16 protein-coding genes are annotated in these 17887 nt (G+C 44.9%); 4 read left to right on the top strand and 12 right to left on the bottom strand.

Features of this window, described 5'->3' with window-relative positions; translation table 11 throughout:
- Positions 1 to 10: 10 nt before the first annotated feature.
- Both FNC98_RS03565 and FNC98_RS03560 read right to left on the bottom strand, forming a co-directional pair.
- Positions 11 to 1609 carry a tetratricopeptide repeat-containing sulfotransferase family protein gene (locus FNC98_RS03565; RefSeq protein WP_143579974.1) on the bottom strand — a complete coding sequence of 533 codons (1599 nt, stop codon included), beginning with the start codon at positions 1607 to 1609 and terminating at the stop codon, positions 11 to 13.
- Between the two features lie 59 nt (positions 1610 to 1668).
- Complete coding sequence (locus FNC98_RS03560; protein ID WP_143579973.1) at positions 1669 to 2151, bottom strand: YajQ family cyclic di-GMP-binding protein; 483 nt, start codon at positions 2149 to 2151, stop codon at positions 1669 to 1671.
- A gap of 169 nt (positions 2152 to 2320) precedes the next feature.
- Between FNC98_RS03560 and FNC98_RS03555 the strand changes: the two genes are divergently transcribed.
- Positions 2321 to 2719: a VanZ family protein gene (locus FNC98_RS03555; RefSeq protein WP_143579972.1), complete on the top strand. Its 399-nt coding sequence runs from the start codon at positions 2321 to 2323 to the stop codon at positions 2717 to 2719.
- Complete coding sequence (locus FNC98_RS03550) at positions 2716 to 3615, top strand: ketopantoate reductase family protein (RefSeq protein ID WP_143579971.1); 900 nt, start codon at positions 2716 to 2718, stop codon at positions 3613 to 3615. The genes FNC98_RS03555 and FNC98_RS03550 overlap by 4 nt, the downstream gene beginning before the upstream one ends.
- Before the next feature lie 38 nt (positions 3616 to 3653).
- On the opposite strand, the gene FNC98_RS03545 is transcribed toward FNC98_RS03550, so the two are convergent.
- The 10 genes from FNC98_RS03545 to dsbC form a co-directional block, all read right to left on the bottom strand.
- Complete coding sequence (locus FNC98_RS03545) at positions 3654 to 4085, bottom strand: HIT domain-containing protein (RefSeq protein ID WP_143579970.1); 432 nt, start codon at positions 4083 to 4085, stop codon at positions 3654 to 3656.
- A gap of 34 nt (positions 4086 to 4119) precedes the next feature.
- Complete coding sequence (gene ylqF, locus FNC98_RS03540; RefSeq protein WP_143579969.1) at positions 4120 to 5055, bottom strand: ribosome biogenesis GTPase YlqF; 936 nt, start codon at positions 5053 to 5055, stop codon at positions 4120 to 4122.
- 87 nt (positions 5056 to 5142) lie between these two features.
- Entirely contained in the window at positions 5143 to 5427 is a 285-nt protein-coding gene (locus FNC98_RS03535; RefSeq protein ID WP_143579968.1) for a hypothetical protein, read from the bottom strand.
- Between the two features lie 110 nt (positions 5428 to 5537).
- On the bottom strand, positions 5538 to 5822 hold the full coding sequence (locus FNC98_RS03530) for a hypothetical protein (RefSeq protein ID WP_143579967.1): 285 nt from the start codon (positions 5820 to 5822) through the stop codon (positions 5538 to 5540).
- A gap of 113 nt (positions 5823 to 5935) precedes the next feature.
- On the bottom strand, positions 5936 to 7840 hold the full coding sequence (locus FNC98_RS03525; RefSeq protein WP_143579966.1) for a monovalent cation:proton antiporter-2 (CPA2) family protein: 1905 nt from the start codon (positions 7838 to 7840) through the stop codon (positions 5936 to 5938).
- Positions 7837 to 8508, bottom strand: a complete 672-nt coding sequence (locus FNC98_RS03520) for an NAD(P)H-dependent oxidoreductase (RefSeq protein WP_143579965.1) — start codon at positions 8506 to 8508, stop codon at positions 7837 to 7839. Before FNC98_RS03520 ends, FNC98_RS03525 begins: the two co-directional genes overlap by 4 nt.
- A 624-nt stretch (positions 8509 to 9132) precedes the next feature.
- Positions 9133 to 10671 (bottom strand): lysine--tRNA ligase, encoded by a 1539-nt coding sequence (gene lysS, locus FNC98_RS03515; protein ID WP_143579964.1) that lies wholly within the window; start codon positions 10669 to 10671, stop codon positions 9133 to 9135.
- Between the two features lie 13 nt (positions 10672 to 10684).
- Positions 10685 to 11783 (bottom strand): peptide chain release factor 2 gene (gene prfB / locus FNC98_RS03510; RefSeq protein WP_143579963.1). Its coding sequence is split into 2 segments (ribosomal slippage): positions 10685 to 11707 and positions 11709 to 11783, totalling 1098 coding nucleotides; the frame shifts between segments, so codons are not numbered across the junction.
- 145 nt (positions 11784 to 11928) lie between these two features.
- On the bottom strand, positions 11929 to 13653 hold the full coding sequence (recJ, locus tag FNC98_RS03505; RefSeq protein WP_143579962.1) for a single-stranded-DNA-specific exonuclease RecJ: 1725 nt from the start codon (positions 13651 to 13653) through the stop codon (positions 11929 to 11931).
- A gap of 93 nt (positions 13654 to 13746) precedes the next feature.
- Entirely contained in the window at positions 13747 to 14511 is a 765-nt protein-coding gene (gene dsbC, locus FNC98_RS03500) for a bifunctional protein-disulfide isomerase/oxidoreductase DsbC (RefSeq protein WP_143579961.1), read from the bottom strand.
- 268 nt (positions 14512 to 14779) lie between these two features.
- Here dsbC and fldB point away from each other — a divergent pair, with 268 nt between their 5' ends.
- Positions 14780 to 15301 (top strand): flavodoxin FldB, encoded by a 522-nt coding sequence (gene fldB, locus FNC98_RS03495; RefSeq protein WP_143579960.1) that lies wholly within the window; start codon positions 14780 to 14782, stop codon positions 15299 to 15301.
- A gap of 121 nt (positions 15302 to 15422) precedes the next feature.
- Complete coding sequence (gene srmB / locus FNC98_RS03490; RefSeq protein ID WP_143579959.1) at positions 15423 to 16682, top strand: ATP-dependent RNA helicase SrmB; 1260 nt, start codon at positions 15423 to 15425, stop codon at positions 16680 to 16682.
- Positions 16683 to 17887 lie beyond the last annotated feature (1205 nt).

Below are 17887 nucleotides of genomic sequence, written 5' to 3'. Positions count from 1 at the left end.
AACATTAGCCTCAATTGTTTAACAGCTGCTCTTTCACTTGCCGAAGTTGGGCGAATTTGGGCATCCAGGGCGTTAATTGCGACTGAAAACGAGCGGCGGCGCCCACCGCATTTTTGTTAATTGGTCGCCTAACCTGAGAAACACTGGGGGTTAAAACCGCCCTATCGCTTTTATAAAACTCAAGACAATCAGGTTCGAATTCCAGGCCACAATAGTCGAGGATTTGACGAATTATCGCTTCGCTATCATCCGTTAGTTGCTCGTATCCCACATTCAAAAGTTGATCACCGAACAGGCGTTTCCAGAATGTCATTAATTGCAAATAGCCCTGCCAGTAAAAAATAGTGGCATCTAAGTGGTAGGAATGCTCGTGGCCACGGCTGAAATACTGCTTAAACACGCTCATCGCGTTATCCATCGGGTCCCGTAACAGATTAATGATCCTGGCATTCGGGAAAATAGCCTTAATCAAGCCGATGTGGAGAAAGTTATTGGGGTTCTTATCGATAAAATACCCCCCCTGCTGATGTAGGTAAGGATTAGCCGACTTGAGGTATGCCTTAGCTAATTGTGCACGTTTTTCTTCGGTAAGCTTCACCAATTCCTGACCATAGTTACCCTGCTGACTTACCTCAATTGCCAATCGTTCCATAAACGGCAATTCATCGGTTGCCTGGACATCGGAATGAGCCGTCAGTATCTGTTCAACCAAAGTCGTTCCTGATCTTGGCATACCGACAATAAAAATAGGGGTCAATTCGTTGGGTTCAGGCGATTGCCAACGGGCTGTAACTTGTGGCGTTAACGCCTGCATCAAAGACGTAATGAGCGCATGATAAGGCTGGGCTTTAAACGGGCGATACTTTGCAAGAATCTCATTCGCCTGTTGCCAGCAAGCAAAGGCTTTTTGATAGTCTTTTTGCTGCTCATAATATTTTCCCTGAGCAAAATGAATCAGCGCCTTGTTGCCAACATTTAATGTCGATGAAGCAAGCAACGCCTCCATCGCAGAAAATTCGTCAAGGCTTATCGATTGATCCTTGAGATCGGCAATACTCCAATATCCAACACCGGCTTCTGAGGGGTGCTCATCGATAAACGTCAGATAAGCCTGTTTGGCCTTATCTGAATGCCCCTGGGCTTTATACACATGCCCAAGGTTCAGCATCACAAACGTTAATAATCCGCTTTCCTGACCGGTTCGATGTTCTAAGCAATATTCAAACTGCTCATGTGCCAAGGTAACTTGGCCAGAGCTCAGCGCATTTAGCGCCAATTTACAGGACCAAAGTAAATTTTCGGGTTGCTGTTTATTTAGTAATTTAAGTACCTCAACCGCCTGAAAATAATCCATTTGCTGTTCCAGCAAAGAGAGTTTGGCCTCAAGGGCAATGACATTCATTGCATCGACCCGCAATAGCAACTCAATCAGATTATTGGGAATTGGCTTTTGATGTTCCTTTAACAAGGTTAACTTTTGCGTTAGCGCTTCAATATTTTCCGGCTGCTGGGCAAGAATATTGTCCAACAGTGCTTGGGCCTGGCTAAAATTTTGTTGTTTAATCGCATGCTGAACCTGCGAAAACCTGATATCAGATTCAAAAGACACAGAAACTACCTTTGTTCAAAAAGAGAGAGGCGACAAAAGATTTTTTGTCGCCGAAGTGATTAGTCACGGAAGTTGGTAAATTGGAAAGATTGTTCCAGCTCAGCATCACGTACAATTCGCATCACTGATTGCAAATCATCGCGCTTTTTACCCGTAACCCGAATCTGCTCGCCTTGAATACTGGCCTGAACTTTTAACTTACTGTCTTTAATAAGCTTTACAACTTTCTTCGCCATCGGCTGCTCAATCCCTTCTTTAAAAGTCAGGGTTTGCTGATACGTTTTACCGGTGTGCTCTTCAGCACCAACGGTCATGGCTTTGGCATCAACATTACGCTTAGAAAGCTGCACCCGCAGCATATCTCGTAACTGCTTTAATTGAAAATCGCCTTCGGCTTTGATCTTTACATTTGGTTTAACGAACTCAAAAGAAGCTTCGACACCGCGAAAGTCAAACCGGGTGTCCAGTTCACGGCTGGCATTGTCAACGGCGTTGCGAACTTCTTCGATATTAATTTCAGACACTATATCCATCGATGGCATAACGAAATCTCTCAGTAATTAAGCATTTTTAATGGGGCTAAGGTTATCAGACTGGCCTTTTGCATTGCAATACATTCTCTTTTTCCGCAAACTTATTAACTGGGTTCTGTTGGTGCCTATTTCTCGCCCGATGCGGACAATGGTGTGCTGCTAAACATAGGTTATTTTGTTGGTTTTTTCTGCGTTTTTTTCGACATTGGTTGTTATCTTAGGCGGTGCGTTTGCCTACCTATTCTGGTTTGATGGTATGCAGGCTTTGCATCAGCTAAACCTGTTAGATAAAGCTGCCCATTTTCTTAGCTTCTTTTTACTAAATGGCATTATTTTTGGGTTACTGCGCTTGCAGCAGATTGTGTTACTGCCAGGATTAGTGGCATATGCCGCTTTGACCGAGCTAGGCCAGGGGCTGTTGGATTTTAGAGCTGCGCAATGGCATGATTTTTATGCCGATGTCGCTGGGTGCCTGACGTTTACCCTGATATATGTAGCGTTTACCAAGTTAATCCAGCAGTATCGGATGATAAGAAAGCAAGCTGTCCTGGCAGCATTGGAGCGGAGTAACGGATGAATATTGTCATCATCGGCGCTGGCGCTATGGGAAGCCTGTTATACCAGCAGTTGCAAGGTAACCATCAGGTCAGTTTTTTGCTAAAACCAGACTCGATTCAACAAGGATTACCAAAGTCTTTATCCTTTATCGGCCTGGATAAACAAACCCAGCGTTTGCCATTGCACTATGTCAGTAAACAGCAACTGCCAGATGCCGATCTAATTATTTGCGCACTTAAAGCCTACCAATTCAAAGATGCCATAGCCTACATCGCAGAATATCTGCCACCCCGATGTCCGCTGATCTTACAGCACAATGGCATGGGAGTTTATCAGCAGATACGTCCATTGCTCGATAGTCAACAACCTATCGGTGTCATGCTAAGCACGCAGGCAGCAAGGCGCCTTAACCGCAATCAAATTCAACATACCGGCCAAGGGCAATGGCAATTGGGTAACTATCAAAATCTACACCCGGATCTAGCTTCGATAAAAGCACTGCTGTCACAGTTACAGGATTGTCAGTGGTATGACGAAATCCGAACCATGCAGTGGACAAAATTAGCGATAAATTGCGTCATTAACCCGTTAACAGCAATTCATGATGTGTTAAACGGCGAGCTTTCTCAGGACAAATACAACAGCGACGTTGAGGTATTGCTCCAAGAAGTGATTGGCCAGGCCGAGCTTCGGCAAATACCACTTCAATCTAAAACTCTTCGTGATGTGGTGTATCAGGTGGTGGAAAACACCGCCGAAAACAGCTCTTCTATGCGTGAAGATATTCGCGGACAAAGACTAAGCGAAATCGATTATATCAATGGCTACATCGTAAAATGTGCTCAACAGATGGGAATGTCGGCGCCACATAATGAGCAGTGTGTGACACGAATAAAACGGCTGCAACCCCATTAGCGATTAGCGGGTTCTGCAGCCTTTATAATTTTCTAAACCTATTGCGATAAAATCTCGTCAATTTTCGCTTTTAACACGTTTTTAATCTTTACGATTTCCTCTTCAGGGTATGGCGTTAACGGCAATTGCCCCCAAATAGGTTTTGGCCAGCAAGCATCGTTTTTGAAACGCACAACATGATGGATATGTAGTTGTGGGGTAACGTTGCCAAGCGCCGCGACATTCATTTTGTCGCCATTAAATTCCTGCATTAGCAATTCGCTTACCATGCTCGATTCATTCATAAACTGTTGCAAGTCCTGCCAATCCAATTGATGCAAATCACTGATATCCTGGCGTCTTGGCACCATGATAAACCAAGGATATTTGCTGTCATTACAAAGCAAAAGTTCACACAAAGGTAAGGACACAACTAACACGCAATCGCGCTGTAAATCGGCGTGCAGGGTAAAATCTTGGGTGTCACTCATAATTATCGTTAGCTCCTTTTAGCTCCTCACTCGACTATTTTCTCTTGTTTTTTCGACCGCGGCCTCGAGCCGCTTTGCGCGCCTCTCGCTCCGCCTCTCTTTGGGCTTGCAATTGGGTAAAGTAAACTTGTTCTTTTTCCACCATCTGCGGCGTTTCAAAGGTGATAGGACCCAGGGTTTTATCGCGAATTTCATTAACCAAAATTTGTGAAGCTTTATGAAAATCAACATGACCGCCAGCTCTGACACAACCACGTTTACGCCCCATCTCCTCGATAAATTCCACTTCCTGTTCTGGAAGGGGATCGATTTGATAGCGCTGCTGTACACGTTCCGGGTAGGCTTGCAATAAATACTCCGCAGCAAAACAGGCAATTTCATCATGATCAAACGCGGTATCTTTCACTGCTCCGGAAACCGCCAGACGATAACCGCTATTTTCATTAGCAATCTTTGGCCACAACATACCCGGAGTATCAAAAAGATATAAACCATCTTCAAGGCGGATACGCTGTTGCGCTTTTGTCACCGCAGGTTCATTTCCTACTTTGGCTTTAACCTTACCCACGAGAGTATTTAATAATGTCGATTTTCCAACGTTAGGGATCCCCATGATCATTGCATTAATCTGCTTACCGGTTTCATCTTTGTTAGGCACTAGTTTGCGGATAAGACCGGCGATTTGTTTAGCACCTGATGGTTCTTCGGTAGTTAAAGCCAACGCTCTTACATTGTGTTGAGACTGGAAGTAGTCGAGCCAGACCTGAGTTAATTCGGCATCCGCTAAATCCGCTTTGTTAAGGATTTTAATCAGTGGCTTTTCACCGCGGATACTGGTGATCATAGGGTTTTCGCTGCTAAATGGCAGACGAGCGTCGCACACTTCAATCACCACATCAATCTGATGGATGATTTCTTTAATTTCTTTCTGGGCTTTGTGCATGTGCCCAGGGAACCAGTTAATAGCCATATATGAAGGTCTTGGGGAAAATGGTTATGTTAACAAATAATTGAGTGTTGAGTAAGAAAGTGTGAATCCTCAGGATCAATTGTCTGACTATCTGCCAATTAACGACCGCAAAAATGCGATTAACAGCATCAGTAAGCCGCCGCCAAGACAGCCACTGATCAGATCGCTGACAATACTGCCATGATCCAGACCGCTACCATTGAGTGTTACATTGAACTCCAGCAAGATTCGATTGGTCATGCCGCCGCCAATAATACCGACTAAGGAATTACCTAAAAAGCCAAAAGATTGCGCCTGAAGAATACTGCCAGCAATATTGCCACCCACAGCTCCCGCCGCCATTTGAATAATAATTGGTAAATACTCTTCCATCAGCGACTCTCATGAAACGCTGTGACTTGAACAAAAACAACATTCTCAGACTTCATTACAGCAAACTAATTAGTTAAACGAACTTGGGTGTTAAATTGAATTAATCAGGTTTATTTACCAAACAGAGCGCGAACCATGCCAAAAATCGTCATTAACACGCCACCGCCAACCGCGCCACTTGCGACGCTGCCGATTATGCTAGCCAAATCCATACCGCTATCCCCACCCATTGATACGCCAATCATTGACAACAACTGACCACCGAGGCCACCTCCGAGGATACCAACAATAGAATTGCCGAGTGTTCCTAAAGAAAAGTTTTGAAAAATTGAACCCGCAAGATTACCGCCTAAGGCGCCACTGACCAGCTGAATGATTAATGGAATAAACTCCATAAACGTATCCTCGCCCTGTTTTGTGCCCCCTTCGAGGCATGATTAGACGCTGTTAAGTATATATCAGTTCTCTGATTTGGTTGGGGCACCGGCTGACTGCTGGTGCCTGAAGGTTATAATTTTTTGGTGTAACCTTTCGGGGGCGGCGTCCAACCGCGTTCAGAGTCACTGTGCTTATCTAATCTATCTCTGCCCATTTCCGCCTTAATCATTTCTTCTAACCGGATAAACAGCTGTTGATAATCGGTGCCATATTGCTCTTCTTCCGTTTTTGACCATTTCTCATAAAGATCGTCGGACGCATCCTGCTCGACTTTTTCAAATACCGACTTTTTATGTTCAACGAAAAATGGGTGCAACCCAGATTGTCGCATGACCTCGGAGCCTAACTCTAAGGCGGAGTAATAGGTTTCGTTAATGGTATAATCGGCACCAGCCTCACGAAGCTGATAACTGTGGCCCTTATCGAATGCTCGGGCTAGTACTTTTAAATCTGGATGAGAATGCTTGAGGTGTTTCGTTAGCTCCACGGAACTTTCTTTGTTGTCGATTGCGATAACGAACATCATGGCTTCATCAATACCTGCGGTGTGAAGCAGTTCAGGCCGGGTTGCATCACCAAAGTAGCTTTTGATATTTATCTTGCGCATATTATCGATTTGCGTGGCTTCGAGATCTAACAAGATGGTGTTAAAGCCATTGGCAACTAACAGACGGTTGACGATTTGTCCGAACCGGCCGGCACCAGCAATGAGAACCGAGCCCCTATCTTCTATCTCATCGAACTCCTGTTCATTACTGAATTGTTGATATCTTGGGAGAATAACTTTGTCGAATAGGATGAACAACACAGGCGTTAGGAACATTGACAAGGCCACAACCAGCTGAAGTATGGCTGCCATTTGCAGCTCGATGACGTGTTGTTGAATAGTAAAACTCAGCAATACAAAACCAAATTCACCAGCCTGGGCAAGGCTTAACGCAAACAACCAACGATCACTGTTTTTGATCTTAAAGATAATTGCCAGGAGCCAGAGAATTGCGGCTTTAATCAGCATCACCAACAAGGTCAGCCCGACTATCGCCACTATGTTATCGGCGAGGATTGTAAAATTAATCCCGGCGCCAACTGTAATAAAAAATAATCCCAGTAGCAGCCCCTTAAATGGTTCAATATTGGATTCCAACTCGTGTTTAAATTCACTGTTGGCAAGCACGACACCGGCGAGAAATGTACCAAGTGCTGGTGATAAGCCTACCAGACTCATCAGAGCGGCAATGCCCACGACAAGAACCAAGGCCGTTGCGACGAAAATCTCTCGAAGATGAGAACTGGCGACATATTGAAAAAGCGGCCGCGATAGGTAATGGCCAATAACAATGACACCGACAATGCTCGATAAAATCGCCAACGCATATGCCCAATTCGGTAATCCCGCGACCAGGCTGAGCTCCTCATGATGTTCGGTGGCCTCTTTTACCGAAGCCGCTGCTTCTGCAATCTCAGGCAGTGCCAGCATTGGCAAAAATGCCAGCATCGGGATCACGGCAATATCCTGCATCAACAATACCGAAAAAGCGTTTTGCCCCCCTTGGGTTTTCGTCAGGCCTTTTTCATTGAAGGTTTGCAGCACGATAGCGGTCGATGATAGAGAAAAGATGAGTCCGATAGCTAAAGCGGTCTGCCAGGGTAAGCCGAAAAACATAGCAATCAAGGTGATTGCCCCCGTGGTTAAACTGACTTGCAATCCACCAAGCCCGAGTAACCGATGCCGCATTTGCCAAAGCATTTTCGGCTCCAGCTCAAGGCCAACCAAAAACAACATCATTACCACACCAAATTCAGCGAAATGTTGAATGGTTACCGTTTCTTTTCCAACCAATCCTGTCATCGGCCCAATGATCACGCCGGCAATCAGATAACCAAGCACAGAGCCTAAGCCAAGTTTTTTGGCCAGAGGTACGGCGATTACCGCGGCGATAAGATAGATGAATGCCTGAACAAAATAGACAGTCATAGCATTTCCCCCTTATCAGGATTCGCGGCAGGGTTTTGTTGTCCTGTGTTTTCGCTACCACACCAGCCTTGCTGAGCAAGGTATTCATTCAACGTATCGAAGTGCTCCGCGTCTTCTGGATTGATAGCTCCTTGATGTAATTTCTCCAACGCTATTTGCCAGTAATTTAAATGTTGGTTTAAGCGATCATCATCTGCAGCCGTGCGACTGCCAAACAGGGTTAATGGCGGTAAATAATGCATGCCAGTCATAATGGCGGTTTGCTCTAATGGTCGAAAAAGCTCACGAACCGTAAAATTGTTGTGTCCGCCTCTTCGATAGGCATCATTGCTACCGCCTGCGGTAACGGTACATAAGAAGGTTTTGCCCTCAAGCTCTTTGCCATGGTGGCCATAGGCAAAGCCATATTCGAGTACCAAATCCTGCCACTCTTTTAAAATGGCGGGAGTGGAATACCAATAAATAGGGAACTGGAAAATTACTATGTCATGGGCGAGCAATCGCTGTTGCTCTTTATCGATATCGATATTGAGGCGAGGATATTCTGCATATAAATCGACAGCGGTAACATAATCCCTGGTATTGGCCAACTTGAATATTGGCGCATTGACTTCAGAACGGTGTTGAGACGGATGGGCAAAAAGAACAAGGATATTAGCTTGGCTCATCTTATAAAATTCAGGATATCTGCTGGTACAAATTGAATTTATTAAGAATAGTCGTGATTCCGATTAAGGACACGCAATTCATTTTCCCTTCCTTGCTTCGATACAGGCCGTTGAATGCTTGGTAACCGAAGGTGTCTTAATGTTCAAGACCTAGTTTCGATGGGTGTCTTGATAATTCCAAAGCCTGATTAGGGTGGGTGTCTTGATAATTCCAAAGCCTGATTAGGGTGGGTGTCTTGTTAAATCCAAAGTCCGATTACAGTGGGTGTCTTGTTAAATCCAAAGTCCGATTACAGTGGGTGTCTTGTTAAAACCAAAGTTTGGTTACAGTGGGTGTCTTGTTAAATCCAGAGCCTGATTAGGGTGGGTGTCTTGATAATTCCAAAGCCTGATTAGGGTGGGTGTCTTGTTAAATCCAAAGTCCGATTACAGTGGGTGTCTTGTTAAAACCAAAGTTTGGTTACGGTGGGGGTCTTGTTAAATCCAGAGCCTGATTAGGGTGGGTGTCTTGTTAAAACCAAAGCCTGATTACGGTGGGTGTCTTGATAAAATTTTATTGAAGGCATTGGGAAAACAAAAAGGGAGCCGACAGGCTCCCTTTTAGGTGTTGGGTATTGGTGATGCTTATTCGGCTAGCGGGCGCATGTGCGGGAATAAGATCACGTCTTTGATGCTTGGTGAATCGGTGAAAAGCATCACGAGGCGGTCGATACCGATACCTTCACCAGCTGTCGGTGGTAAACCGTACTCTAGTGCGGTGATGTAATCTTCATCGAAGTGCATTGCTTCATCGTCACCTGCGTCTTTTTCTTCAACCTGCTTTTTGAAACGAGCAGCCTGATCTTCAGCATCGTTTAGCTCCGAGAAACCATTTGCCAGTTCACGACCGCCAACGAAGAATTCGAAGCGGTCAGTAATGAACGGGTTGTCGTCGTTACGGCGTGCCAGTGGTGAAACTTCCCATGGGTATTCTGTAATGAAGGTCGGCTGATCTAACTTGTGCTCGGCCACTTCTTCAAAGATTTCACACAGATACTTACCAGCGCCCCAAACGTTTTCACCAGTTGGCTCTTTAACGCCAACTTGCTTAGCAATCGCTTTAAGCTCGTCAAAGCGCTCTTCCGGGTTGCGAATAACGGCTTCGTCCAGCTCTGGAGCATGGGTTAAAATCGCATCCATCATCGACAAACGCACGAAAGGCTTACCGAAGTCATAGAACTTCTCTTCAGTCACTTCGCCTTCAGCATTTTTTACTGTGTTGCGAATTACTGTCGTACCCATCACGTCCTCTGCCAGGGTACGTAACATTTCTTCGGTCAGATTCATCAGATCTTCGTAATCGGCATAGGCCTGATAGAATTCAATCATGGTGAATTCCGGGTTGTGACGAGTCGACAAACCTTCGTTACGGAAGTTACGGTTGATTTCAAAAACTCGCTCAAAACCACCAACTACCAAACGTTTCAGATATAACTCAGGCGCAATACGCAAGAACATTTCAATATCCAAAGCATTGTGGAAGGTTTCAAATGGCTTAGCCGTTGCACCACCTGGAATGGTTTGCAACATCGGCGTTTCCACTTCCATGAAGTTACGCTCGGTTAAGAACTTACGGATACCATTAACGATTTGCGAACGAACCTGGAAAGTGTCGCGGGTTTCCTGATTGATGATTAAATCAACGTAACGCTGACGATACTTGGTTTCCTGATCAGAAAGACCGTGGAATTTTTCTGGAAGCGGACGCAATGATTTAGTCAGTAACGCATACTCTTCCATGTTGACGTACAAATCGCCTTTACCGGATTTGTGTAGCTTACCTTTAACGCCAACGATATCGCCAATATCTAACATGCCGTAGCGCTGCTTGATATCTTTTTGAACGGTCTTATCAGCATAAGCCTGGATGCGACCAGACATATCCTGCAAAACCAGGAATGGACCACGTTTGGCCATAATTCGGCCAGCAACGGCGTACTCTAAGTCCGCTTGCTCCAACGCTTCTTTATCCATATCACCATGCGCTTCCTGAATATCGGCAGCATAGTGCTCACGGTCAAAATCATTTGGGTGTCCATTGGCTGGACAGTTTTCGCGAATCGCCGCTAACTTGGCACGACGTTCAGCAATTAATTTGTTTTCGTCTTTGGCAATTTCAGTCATTGTCACTTCTCAGTTACAGGCCAGACTTAAGGCTGGCTTCAATAAATTGGTCTAATCCACCGTCAAGAACAGCCTGTGTATTTCGACTTTCCACTCCGGTGCGTAAATCTTTAATCCGACTATCGTCCAATACGTAAGAGCGAATCTGGCTACCCCAGCCAATATCGGATTTGCCCTCTTCAAGGACCTGCTTGTCTTCGTTTTGCTTTTGTATTTCCAGCTCGTACAACTTAGCTTTCAACAGCTTCATCGCCTGAGCTTTATTTTTATGTTGTGAGCGATCGCTTTGACACTGAACCACAGTGTTGGTTGGCTCGTGAGTAATACGTATCGCCGAATCGGTTTTGTTTACGTGCTGTCCACCGGCACCAGAGGCCCGGAAGGTATCAATACGCAAATCCGCCGGATTGATATCAATCTCGATACTGTCGTCAATTTCCGGATAAATAAATGCCGATGCAAATGACGTATGACGACGGGCATTGGAATCAAACGGAGATTTTCGAACCAGCCGATGTACGCCCGTTTCGGTGCGCAACCAACCGTAGGCATATTCGCCAGCAAACTTCAGGGTACAGCCTTTGATACCGGCCACATCGCCATCGGTTTCTTCGATAACTTCAACTTTAAAGCCGTGGGCTTCCCCCCAACGCAGATACATACGCATCAGCATGCTCGCCCAGTCCTGAGCTTCGGTACCACCGGAACCTGCCTGAATATCAAGATAACAATCATTGCCATCCTGAGGGCCAGAGAACATCCGACGAAATTCCAGCTTTGCTAACTGCTTTTCCAGCTCTTCAACTTCGGCTTCGGCATCGGTGAAGGTCTCTTCGTCGTCTTCTTCAACTGCAAGCTCCACCAGACCTTCAACGTCTTCACAACCGGTAACCATGTCGTCGATGGTTTTTACCACCAACTCCAGCGATGAGCGTTCCTTGCCTAAAGCCTGGGCTCGCTCTGGTTCATTCCAGACGTCCGGCAGCTCCAGTTCACGATTTACTTCGACCAGACGTTCTGATTTCTGATCGTAGTCAAAGGTACCCCCGAAGCAAATCAGTGCGCTCGCGGATATCTTTTAATTTGTTCAATATCGGATTGGTTTCAAACATTGCTTTTTAAAAAATCTCGTTTTGTTCACATATAAAGCAAAATAGTCGGGCATTGTAGCGCATCCCCTAAGCGGAATACACCGCTAAGACAGGTTAATCCTTAAAAAATAGCAGATTTTTCACCCTCGGTTACCCATGCGATAAATCAGCCAATGGGTTCGAGATGCTCGACCATAAGTTGTAAGTTGCGTTTGCCGCGAAATTCGTTGATATCCAGTTTATATGCCAGTTGTACGTGACGAACCTGATCGTCTGGCCAGACTGTGGTATCGACATTAAAGGCGATTGCATCGAATACCTGATTCTCAAAACGAACCACCATCTTCAAATGCTTTTGAGCCAACAATCGTTGCTGCACGAGTTCAAACTCATTATCAAACACTGGCTCTGGAAAATTCTGCCCCCAGGGACCGGCTTGCTCTATGGTTTCGCATTGTTGCTCTGTCATTTGCAGGATGGTTAAAGGACCATCCGTTATTACGCTGTTTTCCAGCATATCCTGAGTCAGCCAAGCATGAGCAATTTGATTAAACAGGGTTTGAAATTGGGCGAAGCTCGATTCCTCAATGGTTAATCCGGCTGCCATCGCATGACCACCAAATTTCAGTATCAGCCCCGGGTGTTGGGAATCGATGTGTTCGAGTAAATCGCGAATATGCAATCCAGGAATGGAGCGGGCAGAGCCTTTTATTTCTCCTTCGTCGCCACCGGCAAATACTACGGTCGGACGATGATATTTTTCTTTAATACGACCGGCGACAATACCGATCACCCCCTGATGCCAGTCATCCTGATACAAGGCGATTCCGGATGGTAAAGATTGGCCGACAAAATCTAATTTTGTGAGTACTTTCTCAGCCTCTTGCTGCATGCCCTGCTCTATCTCTCGGCGAGCTTTATTTAGCTGATCCAGTTGCATGGCAATGACTCTTGCCTGATTTAAATCCCGGGCAAGTAAACATTGAATGCCAAGCGCCATATCATCAAGGCGCCCTGCCGCATTCAACCTTGGACCTATGGCAAAACCAAAATCGCTGGCCTGCAGACGCTGCGGGTTTTTCTTCGCCACTTCCAATAACGCCAAAATGCCAGGACGGGTGTAACCCGAGCGGATGCGTTTAATACCTTGAGATACCAAGACCCGGTTATTGTGATCAAGACTTACAACGTCAGCTACAGTACCTAGAGCGACTAAATCCAATAATTGCGCCAAATTCGGTTCCGCCAGGCCTTGTTGTTGCAGCCAATTATTCTCCCGCATCACTTTACGAACAGCGAGTAGTAAATAGAAGGCCACACCCACACCGGCAATAGATTTACTGACAAATTCACAACCGCGTTGATTAGGGTTTACAATCGCATCGGCGTCCGGCATCGATTGACCAGGTAAATGGTGATCGGTGACAATGACTTTGGCACCACCTTTTTTAGCGGTTTCAACACCTTGAATACAACTGATACCGTTATCAACGGTAATTAACAGTTGCGCCCCTTTAGCCAGTGCCATTTCTGCAATTTCCGGGGTCAGGCCATAACCATACTCAAAGCGATTTGGCACCAAAAAATCATGATTTTGACTGCCGAGCAGCGCCAGGCCCTCCATCATCACCGCGGTACTGGTGGCACCATCTGCATCAAAATCACCAACGACAATAATGCGCTGTTTAGTTTCAATAGCATTGAACAATATCGCGCCGGCATTTTCCAGGTCCTTCATGGTGGCAGGGCTTAGCAAGGATTTAAGTTCCATATCTAGCTCACCTTGATGCTCAATACCGCGGCTCAGATAAAGACGTGCAATTAAGGGATCAACGCTAAGTTGCAGTGGGTTGTTTTCAGGCAGATCGCGCCTGCGAATGGTTTTGGACATGAATTAGGGAATGTTGTTGGCCTTAGTGATAGCCAGAATATCATGGAACGCCGCCAGAGTTAACGGTCATTCCATGATAAGTGATTACCGATATTAACCGGCTTTCGCTGTAGGGATACTACGCAGAATTTGCTGCAATTGTTCTGGCGTTTTGTAGCCAGGTAGCATGTTGCCGTCTTCAAGCATGATCGCAGGCGTACCATTTACGCCAATTTTGCGTCCAAACTCATACTGCTCTGCAACCGGTTGGGCGCAAATTTTTTGCTGAACCTGTTCCCCGCCTTTAGCATCTGTCATCGCCTGTTGTTGGTCATCACTACACCAAACACTTCTGATATCCACAAAGGATTGACTACCGATACCACCGCGAGGGAATGCAAGATATCTAACTGTAATACCTAAATCGTTGTATTCGGACATCTGCTGGTGCAGCTTACGGCAATAACCACAGGTCAAATCGGTAAATACGGTGATCTCATATTTTTCCTCTTCCGCAGGAAACACGATCATCGATTCTTCGAATTCAGTCATCCCCTGAACTCGCACTTTGGCAAGCGACGATTCGGTTAGGCTGGAAATTTGTGCACCACCGATATCGTAAACTTTGCCCTGAATCAGAAAATTACCATCGCTGCTAGTATAGAAAAGCCCCTGGTCGGTTAACACTTCTACCAGACCTTCCATTTTCGACGCTTGCACCGAATCTGCATTCAAACCAAGTTTGCTCAGTTTGGATTTAATCTTGGACACCTGTTCTACAGTTAAGTCCTGCGCCATTGCTGTGTTGGCTACTACAAGGCTCGCAGACATCAAAGTCACGGCGATTGCCTTTTTCCATACACGAGTTAAATAAGTCATATTAAGCTTCACTTTTATCTTCCTAAACTAACCTTCGGTTTACGCTTTTTGTCCTAAATCTAATTGTTTGTTAGACAGCCATTAGACCGAATTAGGGGCAACTAAATTACTGGCTATACTTAAAAATTACAAGCCTTTTGCGCTTGCCCCAAAAAAGTGTTTCATTCATAAGCATAGCGTTTTATCGTACTGGCAACATAAAACATGGCATGACACCGGTGATCTTGTTAAAATCGCCGCAGTTTTTTTCCATCAATCGTTTCTAACCATGAAAATCGGCTTATTTTACGGCTCAACAACCTGCTACACCGAGATGGCCGCTGAAAAGATTCAGGCCACAATGGGTGCTGAACTGGTAGAAATTTTCAATATAAAAGACGTAGCCCTGGCTGAATGCGAAGCCTTCGATATCATTATTTTTGGTATCTCAACCTGGGATTTTGGCGAATTACAGGAAGACTGGGAATCGAGCTGGGATGATATCGAGTCATTAAATCTAACCGATAAGGTTGTTGCCCTTTATGGATTGGGCGATCAACAGGGTTATGGTGAATGGTTTCAGGATGCCTTAGGCATGTTGCACGAGCAGGTCATACTGCGCGGCCCCGCTATCATTGGCTACTGGCCAAATCAGGGCTATGAATTCAGTGCGTCAAAGGCGCTGACAGAAGATCAGCAATATTTTGTAGGTCTTGCCCTGGATGACGAATGCCAGTACGACCTATCGGAGCAACGTATTGATCAATGGTGTCAGCAAATCCTGCAAGAAATTATTGATCTGCAAGCATAATTAACTCCTATATCGAAACTCTCAGAGATGCCCATTGCGTGGATTAACAACGCGTAACCACCTATAATGAGTCCTCGCTGAACACGAAACACATATTTACTTTCTAAGGTACCTTCTTACCATGTTTGAACAGTTTGATCTCGACGATAAACTCGTTGCTGCCACCCAATCAGCCGGGTATAAAAAACCAACCTCTATCCAAGAGCTGGTATTGCCGGAAGCAATGGCAGGTAAAGACGTACTCGCCAGTGCGCCAACAGGTACCGGAAAAACCGCTGCATTTTTACTGCCGTGTCTTCAGCACCTACTCGACTACCCGCGCACCAAACCGGGTTTTCCTCGAGTATTGATTCTCGCGCCTACTCGCGAGCTAGCAACGCAAATATTTGAACAGGCTGAGCAGCTAAGCGAAAACACCAATATCAAAAGCGGTTTAATTACTGGTGGGGTGAATTATGGTTCCCACAAAGAAATTCTAACCAGTACTACCGATGTATTGATCGCCACCCCTGGCCGATTACTCGAGTACATTGATAACGAACAGTTCGATGCCAGAGAAATTGAAATTCTGGTACTCGATGAAGCCGACCGCATGTTAGATATGGGTTTTGCTGACAATATTAACCGTATCGCTGGTGAAGCCAGATGGCGTAAACAGACCTTTTTATTCAGCGCAACCTTAGCAGGCGCTGGCATTATCCGCTTTTCAAAAGACATTCTTAACGAACCTGTATTTCTAGAATCGCATCCGTCTCGTAAAGAAAAAGCCAAAACTCATCAATGGATCCACCTTGCCGACAGCAAGGAGCATAAAATTCAGCTGCTGTTGAACATCCTGCAGCAAGAGGAAGTGAAACGAGCGGTTGTTTTCGCTAATAAACGCGAAACGGTGCAGTTTTTAGCAGGAAAACTACAAAGCCATGATTTAGCGAATGTCTGGCTTGAAGGGGAAATGCCGCAGGACAAACGCAACGCTGCGGTTGCCCGAGTGAAGAACAATCGAGTCAATATTTTGGTGGCTACTGATATCGCGGCCCGTGGTTTAGACATCGATGAAATCACCCATGTGATTAACTTCGATATGCCACGCAAAGCTGATATTTACGTGCACCGTATCGGCCGTACTGGCCGCGCCGGTAAAAAAGGGACGGCGATTTCTTTGGTAGAAGCCCATGACATGGCGTCCCTTGGTAAAATTGAGCGCTACATCGACGAGCGCCTGCGCCGCCGCGTTATCGAAGAGCTTCGCCCACAACACAAAGAAGCCCGAGTACCACAGAAAAAGCCAAAAACCACAGCGAAGAAAAACGCCGGCCTGAGCAAAAAGCAAAAAGCAGCGAAGAAGGCGAAGAAAGCGAAAAAAGCGGCCAAGAAGAAGTAAGGCGGGAGTTTAAATCTCTAGGTAGAGGACTGCGTCGGTGAGGACGCTGTCGTAGAGGACTTCGTCGGTGAGGATTACATCGGATTTGGCCATGGATTTGCCAGTATGCTGAACATGTCGAAAACGTCACTTCGAGTACACAATCAAAGATTGTTCCGAGTACGTGACGGAAAACGTCACTCCGAGCAAGCTGATTTAATCAGCTCCGGGCACACGTTGTTCCTAGCAAAAGCATCCCCTTGAGTCATTCCCTGCCACGACAGGGAATCTTGACTTACTGATAAATGGGTCAAAAAGTGCCAAATTCGGCCCGTTAGCAAATTCTAATATAAAAGTTTTTAGGCGCTAATTAATTGGGGGGGGACTACGTTAGCGATGCAATGAATTAGAGTCTCTCTATGGCTTCATTATATATTGTATACATTCAATAATGTTGGCTTTATGGATTTTTTCTCTCATACGATTAGAGATCTCATTCTTCAATCCGCTATCGTATTCATTTAGGAAAATTGTGAGCTCCTTATCATTTTGCCTAAGGAAGAGATCTTTATTTCCTGCTATGTTAAATAACTTAATCTCATCAAGAAGTTGTAGATCCAGTTCGATATCATTATTGAGGTAGCTATATGATAATTTCGAGCCTGAAATTTCGATAAATCCTACATTGCTATTGGAATAACAATTCCACGCTGCTAAACCAAATCTGTATAGAACGATAAATAAAACGAAAGCTGCAAATAAATAGTGAAAAGTACCTATAATCAATTTCTTATCGATAAGCCAATAAAATAATAAGCCGACGATCATAAAAGATGTAAAAGCTAAGGTAAGTACAAAAAAATATCTTAATTGAATTACCATACATGACTTGAGGCTTTTCTGTATTGATTGATAAATCAATTTGATACCTCCTCAAAATCAATTTGCGAGCATAAATTTGTGTAAGTTTTTAAATGCATCGATAAAATCCATTTATTCAACTGAGCTTTTTAAGTTAGGAAAACGCACTCCCTTAACATAGAGAGAGTGCTATTTTCGAGGTTAGGAACGTTTACGTCCTTTCTTTTCCTCACATAATTCAAAAAATGGTTTAATGAAAAACTTCAATAACACGGGCAACAAACAAAAAAGTATTACAAATGTTATTAATTCCTCATGGTTAGGAAATTTTTCAATTAAGAATTTTTGAAAAATAGAAAAACCGG

Origin of the sequence: Thalassotalea sp. PS06 (assembly GCF_007197775.1) — a bacterium.
Lineage (GTDB): Bacteria > Pseudomonadota > Gammaproteobacteria > Enterobacterales > Alteromonadaceae > Thalassotalea_A.
This window is presented reverse-complemented; position numbering and strand designations above follow the sequence as displayed.